Source organism: Kaistella pullorum (assembly GCF_014837035.1).
GTDB classification, from domain to species: domain Bacteria; phylum Bacteroidota; class Bacteroidia; order Flavobacteriales; family Weeksellaceae; genus Kaistella; species Kaistella rhinocerotis.
Map to the genome: position 1 here is coordinate 276,362 of NZ_JACSPS010000002.1, position 20,202 is coordinate 296,563.

Genomic DNA, 20,202 nt, shown 5'->3' on the forward strand with positions numbered 1-20,202 from the left:
GATTTTGAGGGAATTAATAAAGAGGTAAATGCTCGTAGAAAGGATTCGCGCGGGAGCGAGGAGATTAAAATGGGTCTCGTATTACGCAAAAATATTTAGGTAGCACCTTCGACGGAAGTAATTTAGATTTTCCATCTAAGTCACCTAGACATTACGATGGAATATTATATTTGATAATTTAATAAGCCACTGAGGCTTATGCAATCTCCAGCTGCATCAGTTCTTTTCCTAAATCTTTAACCCCGGTCAGGATTCTTTGGATCTGCTTTTCCGAAGGTTCTTTTTTCCCCTTAACGTATTGCGATAATAAAGTTTCATTCATGTTGATGCGTTTGCTCAGCGCTATCGCATTGATTACCGAATAGAACTTAAAGAAACTTAGTAAATCCATTTTGGTGACAATATTGTCGGTCGTTACCGCTTTTTTATCAGAATGTTCTAAATATAAATTAAGCGCGTCAAGGATATTAGTTTTTAGTTCTTGAAGGTCTTTGCCAGTATACTGAATACGGGCGTATTTTCATCCTACGCAAATGCGGAAAAACCCGTGGATGTTCTCTCTACTATAAATTTATATTTTTTCATTTTTAAATTTTAATACGGTTCAAGGTTTAGAAACCAGCTATTTTTTTTAATTTTCGATTGCAGTCCTTTTCCGATTTCCTGCAAGCCTTGAATTGGAACTACAAACTCTTTTCCCGTGATCGGACTGAACCAAATTTCATGACTTACTTTTCAAATAGCAACCTTCTTTTAACGGTTTTCTAATCTATTCATTGGTTTTCACTACGTTGTATCTATCACAAGGTATATAATAGTTTACTTTATTCCAAAAAAAGTAATTTATTTGTTTACCAAAAACTATAAAACGCCCCGGATTCCCGGGGCGTTGAAGTATAGTTTAAAAACTGTTTTTAGTAATGACCTTTCTCTACGTAATGCGCGGCAATTCTTTCGGTAAGTGCTACTACATTCGGTTGGTTGGTGTATTTGGTGAATCTTCTCAAGCCTGAAAGCATCATACGCTGCTCATCGCCTTCGGCAAACGATATGATGCCTTCCTTGGCAGCGGAGATGATTTTTTCTGCGGCTTTGTACAGGTTGAGCTGAGCCATGGCCACTTCCACTGAATCTGCCGCGAAATGTTTCTCTGCTCTTAAAATGGCAGATTCTGCCATGTAAACCTGGTTCAGAATTTCAGACGCGTTCAACAACAAATGCTGCTGTTTCTCGATATCCATCATGTATTTCTGCAGGGCAGCACCGGAGACCATTAAGAACACTTTCTTAAGGTTCGCAATTACGGCTTTTTCTTCGCTTAACAATTCAGAATAATCCGGCACTTCGAAAGACGGGATTCCCATCAGTTCCTTACTGATGGCCATAGCCGGTGACATCAGGTCTGGCTGGCCTTTCATGGCGCGCTTAATCAACATTCCTACCGCAAGAAGACGGTTGATTTCGTTGGTTCCTTCGTAAATTCGGCCGATACGTGCATCTCTCCAGGCCGCTTCCATAGGGGCATCTTCGCTGAAGCCCATACCTCCGTAAATCTGTAAACCTTCGTCGGCAGTTTGCTGCGTAAGATCGGAAACAAAAACTTTAAGTATAGAAGCTTCGACTGCGAACTCTTCCACACCTTTCAGTTCTGCCTGCTGGTGATCCATGCCGCCTGCAACCAGTTCGTCAATTTTATCCTGAACATCTTTTGCTGCACGGTAGGAGCCGGCTTCGGAAACGAAAATTCCGGTTGCCATTTCCGCAATTTTCTTGCGAACTGCACCAAATGTTGAAATCGAAACACCAAACTGTTTTCTTTCGTTTGCATATTTCACAGCATGCGCCACAATTCTGCGCTGTCCGTCGAGGTTGGCTGCAGCAAGCTTGATACGGCCTACGTTAAGTGCGTTCAAGGCGATCTTGAAACCATTGTTTCTTTCACCTAAAAGATTTTCAACCGGCACCTTCATGTCGTTGAAGAAAACCTGGCGGGTAGAAGAGGAACGGATGCCCAATTTGTGTTCTTCCTCGCCGAAAGAAAGTCCTTCTGTACCTTCTTTTTCTACGATGAAACCAGTGATGTTTTTATCGTCTTCAATTTTAGCGAAAACAATGAAAATTTCAGCAAAACCTGCATTCGAAATCCACATTTTCTGCCCGTTGATGATGTAATGTTTGCCGTCTTCAGACAGTTTTGCTTTGGTTTTACCAGAGTTTGCATCCGAACCTGCATCCGGCTCCGTCAAGCAGTAAGCACCGAATTTGGTGCCTGTAGCTAAGTCGGGCAGATATTTGTTTTTTTGCTCTTCAGTACCGTAAAGAAGGATTGGCAAAGTTCCGATTCCGGTGTGTGCACCGAAAGCTGTTGCCAAAGATCCGTTACCGCCGGAAAGATAGTCGCAGGCAAGCATCGTAGTTACGAAGCCCATCCCGAGACCGCCGTACTGTTCCGGTACTGTAACACCGAGGAAGCCCATTTCGCCCAGTTTGCGCATGCTTTCTTCCGTCAAAGCGTAATCTTTATTTTCGAATCTCTCGTGATGCGGTACGATTTCGCGGTCGATAAATTCTTTTGCAGAATCGCGCATCATCTTTTGCTCGTCAGAAAGATCTTCTAAAGTGAAAATCTCCGCAGCAGGTGTTTCCTTGATAAGGAAATCACCGCCGATTAGGGTTTTTTGAGTGGTATTATCCATTAGTTTAATTTTAAAATTTAAATTCTAGATTTTTAATTTTGGATTTTAGATGATGGATTTTGAATTATTTAAGACGTTGTTTATCCTGAAGCGTTTTTACGATCGAAGTGAGGATTTTTACAATACTATCGATTTCGTTTCTGTACTGAATGACATCAAAATTTACAAGAGAAGACTCGTGTAAAAGTTCAATCCAATATTGTGTTTCCCGCGCCTCTTTGCTGGCGATGGACATTTTGTAGAGAAAATCCTTGTCAGTAAATCCCGCTAGGGCTTCCTGAACATTTGCTCCAATGGAAGTTCCGCTTCGCAGCACTTGCTTTGATAAAACATATTCATTCTGAAGTCTGCAAATCTTATATAACTCAATGGTCATCAACGCGAAGTTGAAAGTCTTATCCTTAATCAAGTTATCTTTTTGCATGATTCAAAATTTATAATTTAAAATCCAAAATTTTTAGAGAAGTTCGAATATAGAAGCGGCTCCCTGTCCCGTACCTACGCACATGGTGACCATTCCGTATTTATTGCCGCGGTTACGCATTTCGTCTAAAAGCTGTACGGTAAGTTTGGTTCCTGTACAGCCAAGGGGATGGCCAAGGGCAATGGCTCCGCCGTTTACGTTCAGGATTTCCTTGTTCATATCCAGTTCTTTGATAATTGCAACTGACTGGGATGCAAAGGCTTCATTCATCTCGATTAGATCGATATCCTTAAGATCGAGTCCGGCCTGTTTTAGTGCTTTCGGAATAGCGTAGAGTGGTCCCATACCCATAATTCTTGGTTCGAGACCCGCGGCTGCGTAAGCAACTAAACGTGCTTCCGGCTCAAGACCTAACTCTTTCACCATTTCTTCGGACATCACGATAACGAAAGCAGCGCCATCACTCATCTGGGAAGAATTTCCGGCAGTAACTGAACCTCCGTTCGCGAAAACAGGACGCAATTTTGCCAAGCCCTCCAGAGAAGTGTCTTTCCTTGGGCCTTCATCTACAGAGAAATCGAATTTCTTGGTCTGCATCTTCTGGTTTTCATCCAAGAAATTATATTCTACAGGAATGGAGACAATCTGATTCGCAAACCGTCCTTCTTCATTAGCTTTTAAAGCTTTCATGTGAGATTCAAAAGCAAACTGATCCTGCTCCTCACGAGAAATCTTATACTGGTTTGCCACTTCTTCTGCGGTGTAGCCCATTCCCCAATAGTAATCCGGGTGGGATTTCGCCACATTGGTTTCCGGAACGGGTTTATAACCCCCCATCGGGATGTAACTCATGGATTCGGTACCACCTGCTATAATACAGTCGGCCATACCGGCCTGAATTTTTGCAGAGGCAATAGCGATCGCTTCACTACCGGACGCGCAGTATCTGTTTACGGTTACGCCGGGAACTTTATCGGTGCTCAATCCCATTAAAGAAATCAAACGCGCGACATTGAGTCCCTGTTCCGCCTCTGGCATTGCATTACCAACGATAAGGTCATCAATTCTGTCTTTGTCCAGTTGCGGTACGGCGGCCATCAGTTTTTCAATGACGGTTGCCGCCAGAACGTCGGGTCTGGTAAATCTCAAACTGCCTTTTGGCGCCTTGCCTACGGCTGTTCTGAAGCCTTTTATTATATATGCTTGTTTCATTTTAGATTTTAGATTTTCAGACAAGAGATATGAGACTCTTGCGGTTAATTATTTGTTTTTAATGTTTTCCTTGAAGACATAGATCATTTTCTGAATTTCTTCCAACTTCTCTAAAAGCGGCCGGTTGATTTCATAAGTAATAAATTCTAACCTTTCAGAGATAATAAGTTGCGTTTGTAATTCATACGCTGAACCATATGCGATATTCAAGAAATGATAAAATTCTTTTTCACTTTGTCGGCCTGCGCCTTCAGCGATATTTGAAGGAATGGATACCGAAGATCTTTTGATTTGAGATGATAATCCGTACTTTTCATCCATCGGCATATTTGCTAAGGCTTTATAAACCTCCACGCACAGATCAATCGAGTCATTCCATATTTTCAATTTGTTAATATTATGCATGGTTCTATGGTTTTGCTGTATTAAAAATCTCGTGTCTCAAGTCTCGCATTCTCCATTCTAATTTCTCAAAGGTTTACCTTTCTGCAGCATGTACTGTATCCTTTCCAGGGTTTTTCTTTCACCGCAAAGCTGAAGGAAGGTCTCTCTTTCGAGGTTGAGTAAATACTGTTCTGTTACAACTGTAGGTTCCGAGAGATTACCGCCAACGAGGACGTTGGCCAGTTTGTCGGCAATCAGTTTGTCGTGTTCAGAAATGTACTTTCCGGTAAGCATCTGATCAGTTCCTACTAAGAACATTCCCAGGGCATCTTTGCCTAAAACCTGCACTTTCTGTTCGATAGGTTGAGTATATCCGTGTTCCGCTAAACTTAAAGCAAGCATCTTGGCGGTTTTTATCTGTCGGTTTTTGTCCACAACCACGATGTCCTTGTGCTCTTCCAGGATGCCCATGTCGTATGCTTCATAAGCTGATGTAGCCACTTTACCCATGGCGATATTCATAAACATATCCCTGAGTCTGTTGTTTTTTACATCGTCTTTCTGGAATTCGCGTGAAGTCCTGATGGCAAACTCTTTTGTTCCGCCGCCACCCGGAATTACACCAACGCCGGTTTCAACCAGTCCGATATACGTTTCTGCAGCCGCAACTACGCGATCTGCATGCATCGTCATTTCGCAACCTCCGCCGAGTGTCATTCCGTGAGGTGCAACAACAACTGGAATTGAGGAGTATCGAACCCTCATCATTGATTTCTGGAAATAGGCAATCGCCATATTCAGGTCATCCCAATCCTGCTCAATCGCCATCATCAAAATCATAGCAAGATTGGCTCCCACAGAGAAATTGGCACCTTGGTTACCGATTACAAGACCGTCGTATTCCTTTTCGGCAAGGTCGATGGCTCTGTTTAAACCATCTAAAACTTCACCGCCAAGCGAATTCATTTTGGAACGGATCTCAAAGTTGATGATACCGTCACCCAAATCCTGAATAGCTGAACCTGAGTTGCTCCAAAGGGTTTTGTTTTTTCTGATATTGTCGAGGATGATAAAGGATTCCTTTCCGGGAGTATTCAGATAGTTACCGGAATTTTTGTCGAAATAGGTGGATTGACCTTCTTCATTAACTTTATAGAAAGTGTCTACATTTTTCACCCAATCCGAAACTTCGTAGCCAGCTTCCTTTGCCAGGTCAATTCCCTTTTCTACACCTACCGCATCCCAGATTTCAAACGGTCCGTTTTCCCAGCCGAAACCTGCACGCATAGCGTCGTCAATTTTATATACTTCATCTGAAATTTCGGGAACTTTATGCGAAACGTATCCGAACAGCGCTCCAAGTGATTTTCTGTACAGTTCACCCGCTTTGTCCTTTCCTTCAATTAAAACTTTGAAACGGTCAATAGGCTTATCAATGTTTTTGGTAAGCTCAAGCGTAGGGAAACTGGTTTTTTCCTGAAGTTCGTACTCCATTGTTTCCAGATTCAGACCATGAATCTCAGATTTGCCTTCGGCATTCTTGATTTTTTTGTAAAAACCCTGCTGCGATTTGGAGCCTAACCAGTTATTATCTACCATTTTCTGGATGTACTCAGGCAGTTTAAATACATCATTCGAGTTGGAAGCTTCGGTGCCACTGGCGCTCACACCGTTGGCAACCATTACTAAAGTGTCAAGCCCAACGACATCCGCAGTCCTGAAAGTAGCGGACTTCGGGCGGCCGATTACAGGACCTGTGAGTTTATCGATGTCTGTTACAGACAGTCCAAGTCCTTTTACTTCATGAAGCAGGTTCATCATCGAGAATACACCCACGCGGTTTGCGATAAATGCAGGCGTGTCTTTTGCAAGCACTGTGGTTTTCCCCAGGAATTTTGCCCCGAAATCCATATAGAATTTCACAATTTCCGGGTCGGTATCCGGCGTGGGGATCACTTCCAATAGCGGAAGATATCTTACAGGGTTGAAAAAGTGGGTTCCCGCAAAGTGCTTTTTGAAATCCTCACTTCTGCCTTCCACCAAATGATGAATCGGGATACCGGAAGTATTTGAAGATATTAAAGTTCCCGGTTTACGGAACTGTTCAATTTTTTCGTAAACAGATTTCTTAATGTCGAGTCTTTCAACTACCACTTCAATGATCCAGTCGGTATTTTTAATCTGTTTCAGGTCGTCATCAAAATTTCCTACGGTAATCCTTTCGGCAAATTTTGGTGTGTAGAGAAGGGCAGGACTGGCTTTTTTCAGTTTCGCAAAATTTTCTGCTGCAATCCTGTTGCGCACGTTCTTGTCTTCGAGCGTGAGGCCTTTTTTCTGTTCCGCGTCACTTAGCTCAAATGGAACGATGTCGAGTAAGAGCACCTGCACGCCGATATTGGCAAAGTGTGCTGCAATACCCGAACCCATTATTCCTGAACCGAGAACCGTAACGTGTTTGATTCTTCTTTTCATTATTAATTTTTTTGATTACTATTTTGATAACAGCGTCAACCTTCGTTGCGCTATTTTTTGTTATTGAGCTGATTGGCAATCTGCAGGATTTCTCCCATCACTTCTTTGAAAATTTCAAGTTTTTCGTTTGGAATTTTTTCCATGACGGTCTTATTGAAATTGAGCACGACTTCCTTCGAAAGGTTACGGCTGTTCAGTCCTTTGTCTGTAAGTTTAATGATTACCTCGCGCTTGTCATTGGTGGTTTTCTCCTTATAGATATAGCCGTTGTCCTCAAGCAGTTTGATGATTCGCGTGAGCGACGTAGGTTCTATCGCCATTTTGGGACCCAGATTTGTGCTGCGCGTACCGTCTTTCGGATCAATTTTAAGGAGTGTAAGTGCCTGTACCGCAGTAGCATCATAATCCTGCGCCAAATCAGAGTACATCTTCGAAACCGCAAGCCACGTAGATTTCAGTACCAGATCTATATTATCTACTTTCTCGTTCATTTTGTTTTTCATAGCCCTTAATCTTCTTCAAACCAAATATAACAAAAAAATACTATGCATGCATAGTATCTGGATAGGAGTGTGGTAATGTGTTGATTTGCAGTTAATTAAATAGTATGCAAAACATACCGTAAAAGTGACCTGTATTATTATATCTGAATCTATTTTAAATTTTTAGTAGATATTATTTAATGTTTTTATTATTTCTTCAAATGATTTGCATTCAAAAACTTCATTTTCAGTTTTTACGGTCCAAATATCACCAGAGTAAGAGAATTTCGTTGCAGAGATATCAAAAGCGTAATTTTTTTGGAGCAGAGAGTACAGCATTTCTTTTTGTAAAGCGGGAGCAACAATCTTTGCAGCCACAAAGCCTTTTCCGAGGTTAAAAAGTTGGGGATTGAGTAATTCATGATGATTCAGTAGAATCTCTTCCGCAATTCCCGTATCGAGTTTCCCGTCGTGCAGCAACCAGATTTTATCGGCAAATTCTTTCGCCAGGCGCCAGTCATGTGAACTGAAAAGTATAAGTTTGTGGTGCTTTTTAGCCAGATTTCTTAGAATTTTCAGGATTGTGATCTTATTTTTTTCGTCCAAATGCGTCGTAGGTTCATCCAGGATTATCATCGGCGAGTTTTGTGCGAGGGCGCGCCCGATGAAGGCTTTCTGCAGATTACCGTCTGAGAGGTTGCGCAGCGGGAAATCCGCGTATTGCTGCAGACCGAGATCATCGATGATTTTCGAAACTTCAATTTTATCGTCGTTGTTCAGATCGAAATAATACGGATAATGGATGTATTTGCCTAAGGAAATCAGGTCACGAAGTTTGAAGTTTGCCGGAATTTCGGATTTTGAAAAAACCACCGCAATCTGTTCCGCAATCTGTTCGTGGGAAAGAGTTTTAAGATTTTGATTATTCAGGAAGATGTCACCGCTTAACGTTGGGATCTGTTTTAACAAAGTTTTGAGCAAAGTGGTTTTTCCCACTCCATTATTACCGATGATGAGGCAGATTTCACCGGTGTGCAATGCGGTATCTGCGTTCTTAATCAACGGTTTCCGGTATCCAAAGGCTGCTTTATTTATATTTAAAAACATAATTCCGTGTATTTAAACCTGGGCTGATTCAAGTTTACAATTAAAAATTTGCTTTCCGGCTTTTGAGCATCATTGCCAGAATTACAGGAACGCCAAAAACGGAGGTAATCACATTTAATGGAAACAGCGTGAGTTCTGAAATGACCGAAAAAAACAGCATTATAAAAGTACCCAACAAAAGGTTCAAAATCCACTGATGCCAAAGTTTTGCGGGGTTATAGATTAGTCTGCAGAAGTGCGGAACCACGATTCCGACAAACAGAATCGGTCCTAAAAAGGCCGTTACCGACGCCGCCAAAACCGAAGACGAAATGATGATGAGCAGTTTGAGCCTATTCAGATCCACACCCAAACTTTGCGCATATGCGCTTCCTAAAGCGCTGCCAAGCAAAGGTTTAATACTTTTGAAGGCTGCGAAAAGTCCTCCAAGTACAATTATTCCTAAAATCCACAACTGCCGTCCGGAAGCTTGGTTGTTTGCTCCGAAACTCCACAGAACATAGTTTTTTAAACTTTGGCTTTCCGCGTAAAACTGCAGCACCGAAACTACCGCGCCGGCCAGCGCCGAAACAAGAAATCCGAAGATGATGATCGATGATCTGTCGCTTAATCTGCGCGAAAATGCCAGAAGCAGCAACATCAGGACAAGGCTTCCACCGATTGCCGAAACGCTTATAAAGCTGTCCTGCAAAATCTCCGGCAGAATGATGTACTGCGAAAAGAAAAGATAAAAAGCCACGCTCAGGCTCGCCACAGACGTGATTCCAAGAACAGACGGCCCGGCGAGCGGATTTTGGAAATACTCCTGCAGTAAAAATCCGGATGTGGGAATTGCCAAACCCGCCAGAACGACCGCTACGACACGGTTGATGCGAAGACCTGCTATCTGTGAATTTGCTGTATCGGTGAAAAAATCGCGGAAATTTAAATCTGAAAACCCAATATTCAGGTTGATGGCGCTTACTGTTATGATCGCAAGCGAAATGGCGCCACAAAGAATTTTAAATTTCCTGTCCATTCGGTTTCGTTTATAAACCCTTGACAACCACTTTATTTGAATGAATTTATTTTCTCATCCAAAATCTGCTTCGTCATCATACCGATTGTTTCGTCAGACTTATCGCCTTTGCGCATCAGCGTAAACGGAATGCTGCCGCCGTCCCACTGATCAAAATTTTTGGGGAAAAACTCAAGGGAGAGCTTTTCCGGATCTACGAGTACGATGTTCTTAGACAAATTATTCTCTTCAGCGAAATCTTTTACTTTCGTTGGCCAGTCTTCTCTAGCATCGATGCCCACGAAGGTGAATTTTACCGGCTGACCTTTCACTTCCTGCATCTTTTCCTTGAAGTGCGGAATTTCGCGCATGCACGGTCCGCACCATGTGGCGAAAAAGTTGGTGATGTACAGCGTGTCATTGTCTTTTTTTGCAAGTAAAGCGGATGCCTGGTCGGGTGAGAGCTCTATTTGTCTGAAGGGCGTGAAGTTTTCCGGCGTCGCATGTGCAGACGAGGAATCGGTATTTAAAGTTTCGGTTTCTGTGCTGCTGTCCAGTGTAGTATGTTCTTTTTTACAAGACGAAAGTGCGCCGACGAGCATTAAAACCAGGAGTAAATTTTTCATTTTATTTTTAGTATTTTTGAAACAGTATTGATATGGAAACACTTTCTACAAAGCCGCGTCAGGCCGTATTTCATCCGCTAAAAGTAGCAAAAAAAGAGCAGCTGAACAAAAACACCTTCATGCTCGAATTTGAAATACCGGCGCATTTGAAGAGCAATTTTCAGTTTGAGGCGGGTCAGTACGTCACAGTGAAATATCAGGCCGGCGATACCGTTTTCCAAAACGATTATTCGATGACTTCGGCGCCATTCGAGCAGAAAATAACACTTGGCATCAAGATTTCGTCGGATGACAGTTCTGCAAATGTTTTGTTTAATGATTACAAAGTGGGTGATGTTCTGGAAGTTTCCGAACCTAGAGGGCGATTTACGATCACCTCAAAACCGCACGAATTCCGCACAATAATCGGTTTTGCCGGCGGAATCGGGATTACGCCATTGCTTAGTCATTTCAAAAACATTCTGCATTCCGAACCGCGCACAAGGCTTTTTCTGTTTTACGGAAACCGCCGGACGGAAGAAATCGCCTTTAAAAAAGATCTAGACGAGTTAACTGAAAAGTATAGTGAAAGACTTCAGGTTTACTATTTCTTTTCGCGCGAAAACACACCTGACCATCTTTTTCAGGGTCGCCTGGATGAAAAGAAACTTCATCTTATCATCAATCAGATCCTGCATTTGGATGATACTGATGAAGAAAGTACAATTTGGGATGCCGTAGATGAAGTGCTGATCTGCGGCAAAGGTGAGATGATCCGCTCGCTCGCTAACGCCTGCTATAACAACGGGATTCCAAAAAAGAACATTCATTTTGAACTTTTTGAAACATTTAATGAAGATATTTATCCAGTAGAAAAGGAGTTTCCGCTCGTGCAAAATATAGCGGTTGACTTTAAACTTTTTAATAGAGATTATCATTCTACACTACCAAATAACAAAGCCAGATTGTTGCAGCAACTGCTGGCGCAGGGTTTTCCGGTACCTTATTCATGCAAATCGGGGATTTGTGGTATTTGCGAATGTAAGCTTGTGGAAGGGGACGTGGAGCTGCTTGAAAACGAATATCTGACCGAAAAAGAAGAATCGGCCGGAAAGATTCTTGCGTGTATGTCAGTCGTCTTAAGTGAGAAGGTGAAAGTAAATTTTGATGTTGCTTAAATCCAGCTGCCGTGGTAAAAAAGATTTTAGACATATTCAGGACTTTTTTTACGCTGGTTGAGATCGCGGTATTGCTGATGATTCTTGCTAATATCTGGGTATATGCCCTCACGAATGGACGCACTTTCACCAAAATCTCCAAAATTCCGCCACGTGAGACGGCGTTGGTTTTAGGAACTTCGCCGCGAATGAAATCCGGGGCATCCAATCCGTATTTCACTTCGCGGATGGATGCCACCGCATTGCTTTATCATCACGGAAAAATAAAAAAAATCATTGTCAGTGGCGAGAAAAGTCCGGGTTATGATGAACCTTACGCGATGAAGAACTATCTTGTGTACCAGGAGGGCGTGCCGGAAAGCATCATTACGGAAGACCCAAAAGGCTTCAAGACGCAGGCCAGCATCCAAAACTGCAAACGCGTCTTCCAAAAGAACGATATCATCATTGTTTCGCAGGGATTTCACAATTTGCGCGCGCTTTTTTATGCACGTAACAATAATATGAATGCCCTTGGCTTTGATGCGCAGGACGTGCTGGCGAACAGAAGTTATTACAGAAACCAATCACGGGAGTTTCTGGCACGCGTGGTAGCGGTGATTTACTACATTTTCGGGATCGAGCGAAAAGGGTAGCGACGCTGTTTATTTGCCAAAGATTCGGATAGAAACCGCGCATAGTATTATATTTGCACAAACAAAAAGGATATGCTCGTAATAGGAATCGCAGGCGGAACTGGCTCCGGAAAAACCACGGTGGTGAATAAAATTCTTCAACAACTGAATACTGAAGGTGTAAATGTGCTTTCTCAGGATAATTATTATCATGATAATCAGCAGCTTACATTATCAGAGCGCGAGGTCCTTAACTATGATCATCCAAAATCAATCGATTTTGAACTGCTGATTCAGCACGTGAAAGCGCTCAAACGCGGTGAGTCTATCGAACAGCCGCTGTATTCATTCGTAACACACTCACGCACAGGCGACCATCTGCTCATCGAGCCGAAAAATGTACTGATAGTAGAAGGGATTTTAGTTCTTACCAATGCAGAGCTGCTTAAAGAATATAACTTAAAGGTGTTCGTACACGCAGATTCCGATGAAAGGCTCATCCGGCGTATCCGTCGGGATACACAGGAAAGAGGACGTGATCTGCAGGAAGTGCTTCACCGCTACCAGACTACGCTGAAACCTATGCATCAGGAATTCATCGAGCCTTCGAAAAATGAGGCAGATCTCATCGTTCCAAATATGAAGCAAAATACGGTGGCCATTGATTTTCTCTCCACTGTCATCAATAATACGCTGAAAAAGCAGACGCGCCATGAAAACACTAATTAAAGAAATAAAGCCTAAATCACCTGCGCTGCGCTGGTTTCGCAAATATATGCTCAATAAATATGCGATTACCATTGCACTTTTCCTTTGCTGGATGGTTTTTTTTGACAGTACATCATTTCTGGTCATCAATGAAATGAATGGCGAGATACGCAAATACGAAAAACAACTTGCGTACTACAAAGATGAGTACAAGAAAAACGACGATTTCTACAAGAAATTAATGAATGATAAGCAGGAGAAGGAAAAATTTGCGCGCGAAAACTATTTCATGAAGAAACCCAATGAAGAAATCTTCATTCTGGTGGTGGACAGTACAAACGTCAATAAAACGCAGTAAAGATGTTCGAAAAAACAACGCTTAAAGATTGGGAAAATCTGGTTCAGAAACAGCTGAAAACCGGTGATATTTATGCTGTGCTGCAGAAAGAAAACCTTGAAGGCATCAGCGTAAAACCTTATTATGGAGCCGGAGGAGCTTCGTTGCCGGTTTTGCCTAAAATAGAAGAGTCCACGCAATTGGTTTCTTACTTTGATGAAAATCTTGAAAGTGAAGTATTTGCTTTTTTGCTCGATGAAAACGTTGAAAATCTGTCTCAAAAGCTAGTCTTTATCAACAATAAAGACCTTGCGGAACACATCCTGGTTGAAGAGAACAACCGGTATATCTCCTTGGTTGACCCGATTGAAGATATTCAACATGCTGGATTGGATGAACAACTGACCAGGGAACTTTTGGCTAAAAACTTCGAACGCAACATCTGTATTGATGTATCGCTTCACCAAAACGCGGGCGCATCTATCGTGCAGCAGTTGGCATTTGCTTTGGCTAAAGCTAAAGAGCTTACCGAAAAATTTGGTTCCGAAGTGTTGTCAAAACTTTCGTTCAGGTTTGCTGTGGGCGCTAATTATTTCTTTGAAATTGCTAAAATCCGCGCGTTTAAACTTTTATTTAATGAGTTCTCGAAAGAATTCGGTCTTGATCTATGGCCCTATATTTTTGCAGAAACTTCCAAACGGAACAAATCGATAAGTGACCCCGAAAACAACCTGATCCGCTCTACGCTTGAGATTTCTGCTGCTATGATTGGCGGTGCAGACGCGGTTTACAGTCATGATTTTAGAATAGAAAATGCATACAGTCTCTCGCGCGAAATTTCCTTTAAACAGCAGATTGTACTGGCTTACGAAAGCATTGTAAACGTCTTCGAAGACGCGGCGAACGGAAGTTATTATGTGGAAGAAATCACGCGGCAATTTGCTGAGAAGACGTGGAAATTATTTCTGGATTTAGAGGCTGATGGTGGATTTATCACTGCTATATCGACTGGTAAAATCCAAAAAATGGTCTATGATCAGGCTACGGAAGAACAGCGTTGGGTTGCAGAAGGAAAAATAAAACTGATCGGCGTCAATCTTTATCCGGCAAAAGAAGCTACAAAAAGCATCGAACAGTTATACGATTCATCACGTATAAAAGCTGTACGCCTCGCCGAAATGTTTGAATAAATTGTTTTCAGGCATGAACCGGCACCTGCTTTCAGATGACGTACAGAATTTCATCGAAAAAAACTTAAATGCTGATCTGCATGCACTTCTGCTAAAGCGTTCGCCATTTGCGGACGTGGCAATGAATGAAATTGCGCAACAGATTAAAGGCCGCAAGGTTGCCGCCAAGAAATTTCCCTTTCTGCAAAAACGCGGAATTGTTTTTCCGCCAAACCTCAATCTGGAACAGGCTTCATCACAAACCACCGCAGAGTTTAAAACGCAGGGACTCTCCGGTAAAAGATTTGTTGACCTTACCTGCGGTTTCGGAATTGACGCTTATTTTCTAAGCAGGAATTTCGAAGAAGTTTTCCTGGTTGAACAAAATGCACAATTATCTGAAACGGTGGAGCATAACTGGGTTAACCTCAATCAGCAGGCGAACTTCATTGTGGACAATCTGGAAGCCTTTTTGGCCAAAAATTCGGTCTTTTTTGATCTTATTTATCTCGATCCGGCACGACGCGACGTGAACAAAAACAAAAAATTTCTGCTTGAAGACCTTTCCCCGAACCTGCTCGAAATCCTGCCTAAACTTCGGCAGATTTCGGCCAAAATAATGGTGAAACTATCCCCGCTGATTGATATTTCGTATTTGATTTCGATAATTTCAGATCTTGAGAGGATTCAGATTATTGCTGTCCGGAATGAGGTTAAAGAGTTGGTGTTGACCATCTTGCCGAATTCTACTTCAAGTGACGTTCAGATCGAATGCGTAAATCTGGAAAGTGCGGATTCGGTCTTTAGCTTTAAATTTAACGATGAAAAATCGGCCGCGGCGACGTACTCGGAAGTTCAGCAATACCTCTGCATCCCGAACTCTGCTGTGCTTAAAGCCGGTGCCTTTTCCCTGATAAGCAGTGTTTTTGCACTTAATAAACTGCATCCGAACTCGCATTTGTACACTTCTGACCGCTTAATCGAAAGCTTTCCGGGACGCGTTTTGAAAGTTGAACAAATTGAAGCAAAAGAAATCAGGAAAAAAGAGAAATTCAACATCATCTCTAAAAATCATCCACTTTCACCAGACCAGATCAAATCAAAATATAAGATAAGTGATGGCGGCGGGCAATATCTTATTTTCACGCAAGCCAACTCGGGTAAAGTGATTTTAAAATCTTTCGCATAAACACGCGTTCATTTTGCCAAAACTCATAATATTTCTTACTTTTGACCCATCAAAAATTTCATATGAAAAAAATACTTTTATCGCTGTCATTTTTAGGTTTGCTAATGAGCTGCCACAAGGTTCAGGAAGGTTCCAACAAATCTGTTCTCCGCATGAACAATGTTTCGCACGAAGGTTTCCCGTACAGCGCAGATGCTCAGGGTGAAAGAGAGAAACAACTCGCAAAACCCGTAGCCGCAGAAACACCTGCAATAGGCGTAAAACTCGATTCTACCGCTACAACTGAAGTTCAGGGCACGAAGATTTCTACAGAGCAGCCAACCTCCGGACAAGCTGACGTAAAGTAATAAGCCTTCTATAATAAAAACACGATGTCTTGCTGATGCAGGACATTTTTTTTATTTTTACAAGATTCGAATTTTTAAATTATTTAAATAAAATATAATGCAAGAAACCCTCAATTACATTCAGCAGAATAAACAGCGCTTCGTAGATGAACTTTTTGATCTTTTGAAGATTGCATCTATTTCGGCAGATCCCGCTTACAGTGCGGAAGTGCTGCGCTGCGCCGATGAAGTAGCAAAACATCTTACCAATGCCGGTGCTGACAAAGTAGAAGTTTGCAAAACTGAAGGTTACCCGATTGTTTACGGTGAGAAAATCATATCCGCTGATTTACCTACAGTACTGGTTTATGGGCATTATGACGTGCAGCCGCCGGATCCGCTTGATTTGTGGAGAAAGCCACCATTCGAGCCTTACATTGAAAAAACTGCGCTACATCCCGATGGTGCCATTTTTGCGCGCGGAGCAGCGGACGACAAAGGACAGTTTTTTATGCATGTGAAAGCATTTGAGGCGATGATGAAAGCCAATTCTCTGGCTTGCAACGTTAAATTTTTAATTGAAGGTGAAGAGGAAGTCGGTTCAAAAAGCCTGGAAGCGTTCGTGAAACAAAACACCGAAAAACTGAGCTGCGACACTATCCTCATTTCAGATACGCACATCTATTCTAATGAGCAGCCGACTGTGACAACTGGTCTGCGCGGGCTGAGTTACGTGGAAGTAGAGGTGGAAGGTCCGAACCGTGACCTGCACTCAGGCCTTTACGGCGGCGCGGTACCAAACCCAATTCACGTGCTTTCTCGCATGATCTCGAAGCTTATCGATGATGACGGACACATCACAATTGACGGATTTTATGACAACGTAGAAGTGGTTTCTGCCGAAGACCGCGCAGAAATGAACAAGCTGAAAGATGATCCTGAAGCTTTCAAAAACTCCATCGGTCTGAAAGGCACCGAAGGTGAAAAAGATTATACCACGCTGGAACGCACATCCATACGCCCAACACTTGACTGCAACGGAATCTGGGGTGGCTACACAGGCGAAGGAGCGAAAACCGTGATTCCAAGTAAAGCTTTTGCAAAGATTTCGATGCGTCTCGTGCCTTATCAAACGCCGGACGAGATTACGGAGAAGTTCACGAAATATTTCAACAAAATCGCGCCGGATAATGTGAAAGTGACTGTACGGCCGCACCATGGCGGAATGCCTTACGTTTTGCCAAGTGATACAAAAGAATTCAGAGCTGCTAAAAAGGCGATGGAAACTGCTTTCGGAAAAGAAGTTTTGCCATACCGAAGTGGTGGTTCCATTCCGATTACTGCGATGTTCGAGCAGGTTTTGGGCGCAAAATCTGTATTGATGGGCTTTGGATTGGATTCCGATGCGATCCACTCACCGAATGAGCATTACGGACTGTTCAATTTCTATAAAGGAATTGAAAGTATCCCGCTTTTCTTTGAAAATTATACGAACGGAAACTGATTTTAATTCAGTTGCTAAGATTGCCCGCAAACTGTTGCGGGCTTTTTTTATGTTTAAAAATTTCCTCTAAATCGCGAAATTTTGCGCTAATAATATCGTCTTTTTCCATTTAAAAATCTAATATAAAGCGTCTGATCACGATAAATATGTTAATTTTACAGAATAAGTACTTTTAAAAATGACAGATAAGAAAACAATCTACATTACAGGCGGAACTAAAGGAATCGGTTACGGAGTAGCTGAAATATTGCTGAAAAACGGCTACGCGGTAGCATTCAGCGGAAGAAAAGAAGAAGATGTGAAGCGTGCTGAAGAGCAGTTGTCTCAGATCTCTGAGGACGTTTTGGGTGTGGTTTCAGATGTGAAAAACTTTGAGGATGAAGTAAACGCTGCTAAGAAAGCAGTGGAGAAATTCGGACGGGTAGACAGTGTTATCGCAAATGCTGGACTTGGCGTTTTCAAACCGGTTGACCAGCTGTCACTTGATGACTGGAACAGCATGATTGATACCAATCTTACCGGTATTTTTCACACCCTGAAGGCGTTTGTTGAAGAACTTAAAAAATCTGAAGGTTATTATATCTCAATTTCAAGTCTCGCGGGAACCAACTTTTTTGAAAGTGGAGCAGGCTACAACGCGTCGAAGTTCGGTGCAGTAGGTTTCACACAGGCGGCAATGATCGATTTACGGAAATACAACATCAAAGCAGTGACCATCATGCCGGGCTCGGTTTCTACTCATTTTAACGGGAATGAACCTTCCGAAAAAGATGCCTGGAAAATTCAGCCGGAAGACCTTGGCGACGTGATAATGAATGTTTTCAACATGAATCCGCGCGCGTTGACGAGCAAAATAGAGATCAGACCTACAAGACCAAACAGCTAAAATTATGTATAAAATATTAAAATTGCAGGCGATGCTATGCATGCATAATATTTTAATGTTATCTTAGCCTCAACGTATTAGACAGTTTTAAACAAAAAATAAATTTAAACTTTAAGATGAAAATATTAGTTTGCATCAGTAGTGTTCCAGACACCACTTCCAAAATTAATTTTACGGCAGATAAAACTGCGCTGGATAAAACCGGAATTCAGTGGGTGATCAACCCGCTGGACGAGTTTGCGCTTACCAAAGCAGTGAAACTGCAGGAAACGCAGGGCGCGACAGTTACTGTTTTGAATATCGGAGAAGCTACGACCGAACCGGTAATCCGCAAAGCGTTGGCAATAGGTGCTTCTGAAGGAATCCGTGTGAATACGGAGCCTAAAGACAGTTTTTCTGTAGCTACCGAAATCGCTAATGTGGCGAAAGCAGGCGGATACGAATTAATTTTATGCGGTAAAGAATCAATTGATTATAATGGTGGCGCTGTTCCGGGAATGGTGGCACAAATTCTTAACCAGCCTTTCGTGAACGCTTGTGTAGGTCTTGAAGTAAATGGGGCGGAAGCTACGGCTATCCGTGAGATCGAAGGCGGAAAAGAAACCATTTCGGTAAAACTTCCGGCGGTTATCGCAGGACAGAAAGGTTTGGTAGATGAAAAAGATCTGATTATTCCAAACATGCGCGGAATCATGTCTGCACGTACGAAACCACTTCACTTGCAGGAAGCTACAGCTTCAGATGTGAAAGTTCAGGGTGTTTCTTATGACGCTGTGCCGCCGCGTGCATCTGTAAAGATGGTTTCACCGGATAATCTGGATGAGCTTGTGAGATTGCTCCATGAAGAGGCAAAAGTAATTTAATACAAATTCAAAAAAACTTAAAAAAGCATAAAATGGCAGTATTCGTATATGCAGAAAATATAAACGGTGTTTACAAAAAAGCAGCATTCGAGGCGGTTTCTTACGCAAAGGCTGTTGCAGGCCAGACAGGCGATACCGTGACGGCAGTTGCAATAAACCCGACAGATTCATCAGACCTTCTTTATAAATATGGCGCTGATAAAGTGCTGAATATTAAAGATGAAGGCCTTAAAAACTTTAGTGCGAAAGCTTACGCTCAGGCGTTAGCAGAAGTATCTGACGGCAATGTTTTCGTTTTTCCACACACTACAGACGCTTCGTCAGTAGCGCCGATGCTGGCTGTGATGAAAGATTTTGCATTGATCACCAATGTTTTGGAAGCTCCGGAAAGCACACAGCCTTTCCAGGTGAAAAGAAGAGCATTTTCCGGTAAAGGATTTATGCATGCAAAAGCTGAGGCTCAGGGTGCGATATTTACAGTTTCGCAAAATGCATTTGGTATAAAGGAAAATCCTGCGGCAGGTAGCGAAGAAATAAAGGATCTTACCGTCAGCAATGAGGATACAAAAGTACTTTCGCATGAACAAAGCACCGGAAAACTGGATCTGAAGGAAGCTGAAGTAGTAGTTTCGGCGGGTCGCGGTATGAAAGGTCCGGAAAACTGGGGCATGATCGAAGAACTTGCAGAAGTTCTGGGCGCAGCCACAGCTTGCTCGAAACCGGTTTCAGATATCGGTTGGAGACCACATTCCGAGCACGTGGGCCAGACCGGAAAAGCAATCGCTCCGAACCTTTACATTGCGGTTGGAATTTCAGGTGCGATCCAGCACTTGGCGGGAGTTAACTCCTCTAAAACCATTGTGGTGATAAACAGTGATGCGGAAGCGCCATTCTATAAATCAGCAGATTATGGAGTGGTGGGTGATGCTTTCCAGATCATTCCTGAATTGACTCAGAAAATCAAGGCTTTGAAAGGATAAGCCAACATTGTAGTTTAATAGTTGAAGACCGGAAAATTTTTTCGGTCTTTTTTTGTTTAATAACTTAAA

The 20,202-nt window shown here is 42.4% G+C and carries 21 protein-coding genes; 11 read left to right on the plus strand and 10 right to left on the minus strand.

What is annotated here, in order from left to right:
- Positions 1 to 196: 196 nt before the first annotated feature.
- The 10 genes from H9628_RS05765 to H9628_RS05810 all read right to left on the minus strand — a co-directional run bounded on the left by H9628_RS05765 (position 197) and on the right by H9628_RS05810 (position 10,400).
- Positions 197 to 391, minus strand: a complete 195-nt coding sequence (locus tag H9628_RS05765; RefSeq protein WP_251833171.1) for a hypothetical protein — start codon at positions 389 to 391, stop codon at positions 197 to 199.
- Between the two features lie 523 nt (positions 392 to 914).
- Positions 915 to 2,696, minus strand: a complete 1,782-nt coding sequence (locus H9628_RS05770) for an acyl-CoA dehydrogenase family protein (protein ID WP_251833172.1) — start codon at positions 2,694 to 2,696, stop codon at positions 915 to 917.
- Positions 2,697 to 2,760: 64 nt separating this feature from the next.
- Positions 2,761 to 3,120 carry a four helix bundle protein gene (locus H9628_RS05775; RefSeq protein WP_251833173.1) on the minus strand — a complete coding sequence of 120 codons (360 nt, stop codon included), beginning with the start codon at positions 3,118 to 3,120 and terminating at the stop codon, positions 2,761 to 2,763.
- Positions 3,121 to 3,153: 33 nt separating this feature from the next.
- On the minus strand, positions 3,154 to 4,332 hold the full coding sequence (locus H9628_RS05780; protein WP_251833174.1) for a thiolase family protein: 1,179 nt from the start codon (positions 4,330 to 4,332) through the stop codon (positions 3,154 to 3,156).
- Between the two features lie 48 nt (positions 4,333 to 4,380).
- A complete protein-coding gene (locus H9628_RS05785; protein WP_251833175.1) occupies positions 4,381 to 4,737 on the minus strand; it encodes a four helix bundle protein in 357 nt (118 codons plus the stop codon).
- 57 nt (positions 4,738 to 4,794) lie between these two features.
- A complete protein-coding gene (locus H9628_RS05790) occupies positions 4,795 to 7,188 on the minus strand; it encodes a 3-hydroxyacyl-CoA dehydrogenase/enoyl-CoA hydratase family protein (protein ID WP_251833176.1) in 2,394 nt (797 codons plus the stop codon).
- Between the two features lie 50 nt (positions 7,189 to 7,238).
- Positions 7,239 to 7,691 (minus strand): MarR family winged helix-turn-helix transcriptional regulator, encoded by a 453-nt coding sequence (locus H9628_RS05795; protein ID WP_251833177.1) that lies wholly within the window; start codon positions 7,689 to 7,691, stop codon positions 7,239 to 7,241.
- A gap of 162 nt (positions 7,692 to 7,853) precedes the next feature.
- Positions 7,854 to 8,777, minus strand: coding sequence for an ABC transporter ATP-binding protein (locus H9628_RS05800; protein ID WP_251833178.1), 924 nt, complete (start codon positions 8,775 to 8,777; stop codon positions 7,854 to 7,856).
- A gap of 40 nt (positions 8,778 to 8,817) precedes the next feature.
- On the minus strand, positions 8,818 to 9,795 hold the full coding sequence (locus H9628_RS05805; protein WP_251833179.1) for an iron ABC transporter permease: 978 nt from the start codon (positions 9,793 to 9,795) through the stop codon (positions 8,818 to 8,820).
- Positions 9,796 to 9,827: 32 nt separating this feature from the next.
- Positions 9,828 to 10,400 (minus strand): TlpA disulfide reductase family protein, encoded by a 573-nt coding sequence (locus tag H9628_RS05810; RefSeq protein WP_251833180.1) that lies wholly within the window; start codon positions 10,398 to 10,400, stop codon positions 9,828 to 9,830.
- Between the two features lie 32 nt (positions 10,401 to 10,432).
- Here H9628_RS05810 and H9628_RS05815 point away from each other — a divergent pair, with 32 nt between their 5' ends.
- The 11 genes from H9628_RS05815 to H9628_RS05865 all read left to right on the plus strand — a co-directional run bounded on the left by H9628_RS05815 (position 10,433) and on the right by H9628_RS05865 (position 20,133).
- Positions 10,433 to 11,557: a 2Fe-2S iron-sulfur cluster-binding protein gene (locus H9628_RS05815; protein WP_251833181.1), complete on the plus strand. Its 1,125-nt coding sequence runs from the start codon at positions 10,433 to 10,435 to the stop codon at positions 11,555 to 11,557.
- Positions 11,558 to 11,634: 77 nt separating this feature from the next.
- Positions 11,635 to 12,192, plus strand: coding sequence for a SanA/YdcF family protein (locus tag H9628_RS05820; protein WP_251833715.1), 558 nt, complete (start codon positions 11,635 to 11,637; stop codon positions 12,190 to 12,192).
- Positions 12,193 to 12,243: 51 nt separating this feature from the next.
- Positions 12,244 to 12,900 (plus strand): uridine kinase, encoded by a 657-nt coding sequence (udk, locus tag H9628_RS05825; protein ID WP_317172620.1) that lies wholly within the window; start codon positions 12,244 to 12,246, stop codon positions 12,898 to 12,900.
- A complete protein-coding gene (locus H9628_RS05830) occupies positions 12,884 to 13,237 on the plus strand; it encodes an FtsB family cell division protein (protein ID WP_251833183.1) in 354 nt (117 codons plus the stop codon). The genes udk and H9628_RS05830 overlap by 17 nt, the downstream gene beginning before the upstream one ends.
- A gap of 2 nt (positions 13,238 to 13,239) precedes the next feature.
- Positions 13,240 to 14,406: a methylmalonyl-CoA mutase family protein gene (locus H9628_RS05835; protein WP_251833184.1), complete on the plus strand. Its 1,167-nt coding sequence runs from the start codon at positions 13,240 to 13,242 to the stop codon at positions 14,404 to 14,406.
- A 13-nt stretch (positions 14,407 to 14,419) separates the two neighbouring features.
- A complete protein-coding gene (locus H9628_RS05840) occupies positions 14,420 to 15,574 on the plus strand; it encodes a class I SAM-dependent methyltransferase (protein WP_251833185.1) in 1,155 nt (384 codons plus the stop codon).
- 62 nt (positions 15,575 to 15,636) lie between these two features.
- Positions 15,637 to 15,921 (plus strand): hypothetical protein, encoded by a 285-nt coding sequence (locus H9628_RS05845; protein WP_251833186.1) that lies wholly within the window; start codon positions 15,637 to 15,639, stop codon positions 15,919 to 15,921.
- Between the two features lie 97 nt (positions 15,922 to 16,018).
- Positions 16,019 to 17,404, plus strand: a complete 1,386-nt coding sequence (locus tag H9628_RS05850; RefSeq protein ID WP_251833187.1) for a dipeptidase — start codon at positions 16,019 to 16,021, stop codon at positions 17,402 to 17,404.
- Positions 17,405 to 17,582: 178 nt separating this feature from the next.
- On the plus strand, positions 17,583 to 18,290 hold the full coding sequence (locus H9628_RS05855) for an SDR family oxidoreductase (RefSeq protein ID WP_251833188.1): 708 nt from the start codon (positions 17,583 to 17,585) through the stop codon (positions 18,288 to 18,290).
- A gap of 116 nt (positions 18,291 to 18,406) precedes the next feature.
- Positions 18,407 to 19,153, plus strand: a complete 747-nt coding sequence (locus tag H9628_RS05860; RefSeq protein ID WP_251833189.1) for an electron transfer flavoprotein subunit beta/FixA family protein — start codon at positions 18,407 to 18,409, stop codon at positions 19,151 to 19,153.
- 32 nt (positions 19,154 to 19,185) lie between these two features.
- Positions 19,186 to 20,133 carry an electron transfer flavoprotein subunit alpha/FixB family protein gene (locus H9628_RS05865; protein WP_251833190.1) on the plus strand — a complete coding sequence of 316 codons (948 nt, stop codon included), beginning with the start codon at positions 19,186 to 19,188 and terminating at the stop codon, positions 20,131 to 20,133.
- Positions 20,134 to 20,202: the final 69 nt, after the last annotated feature.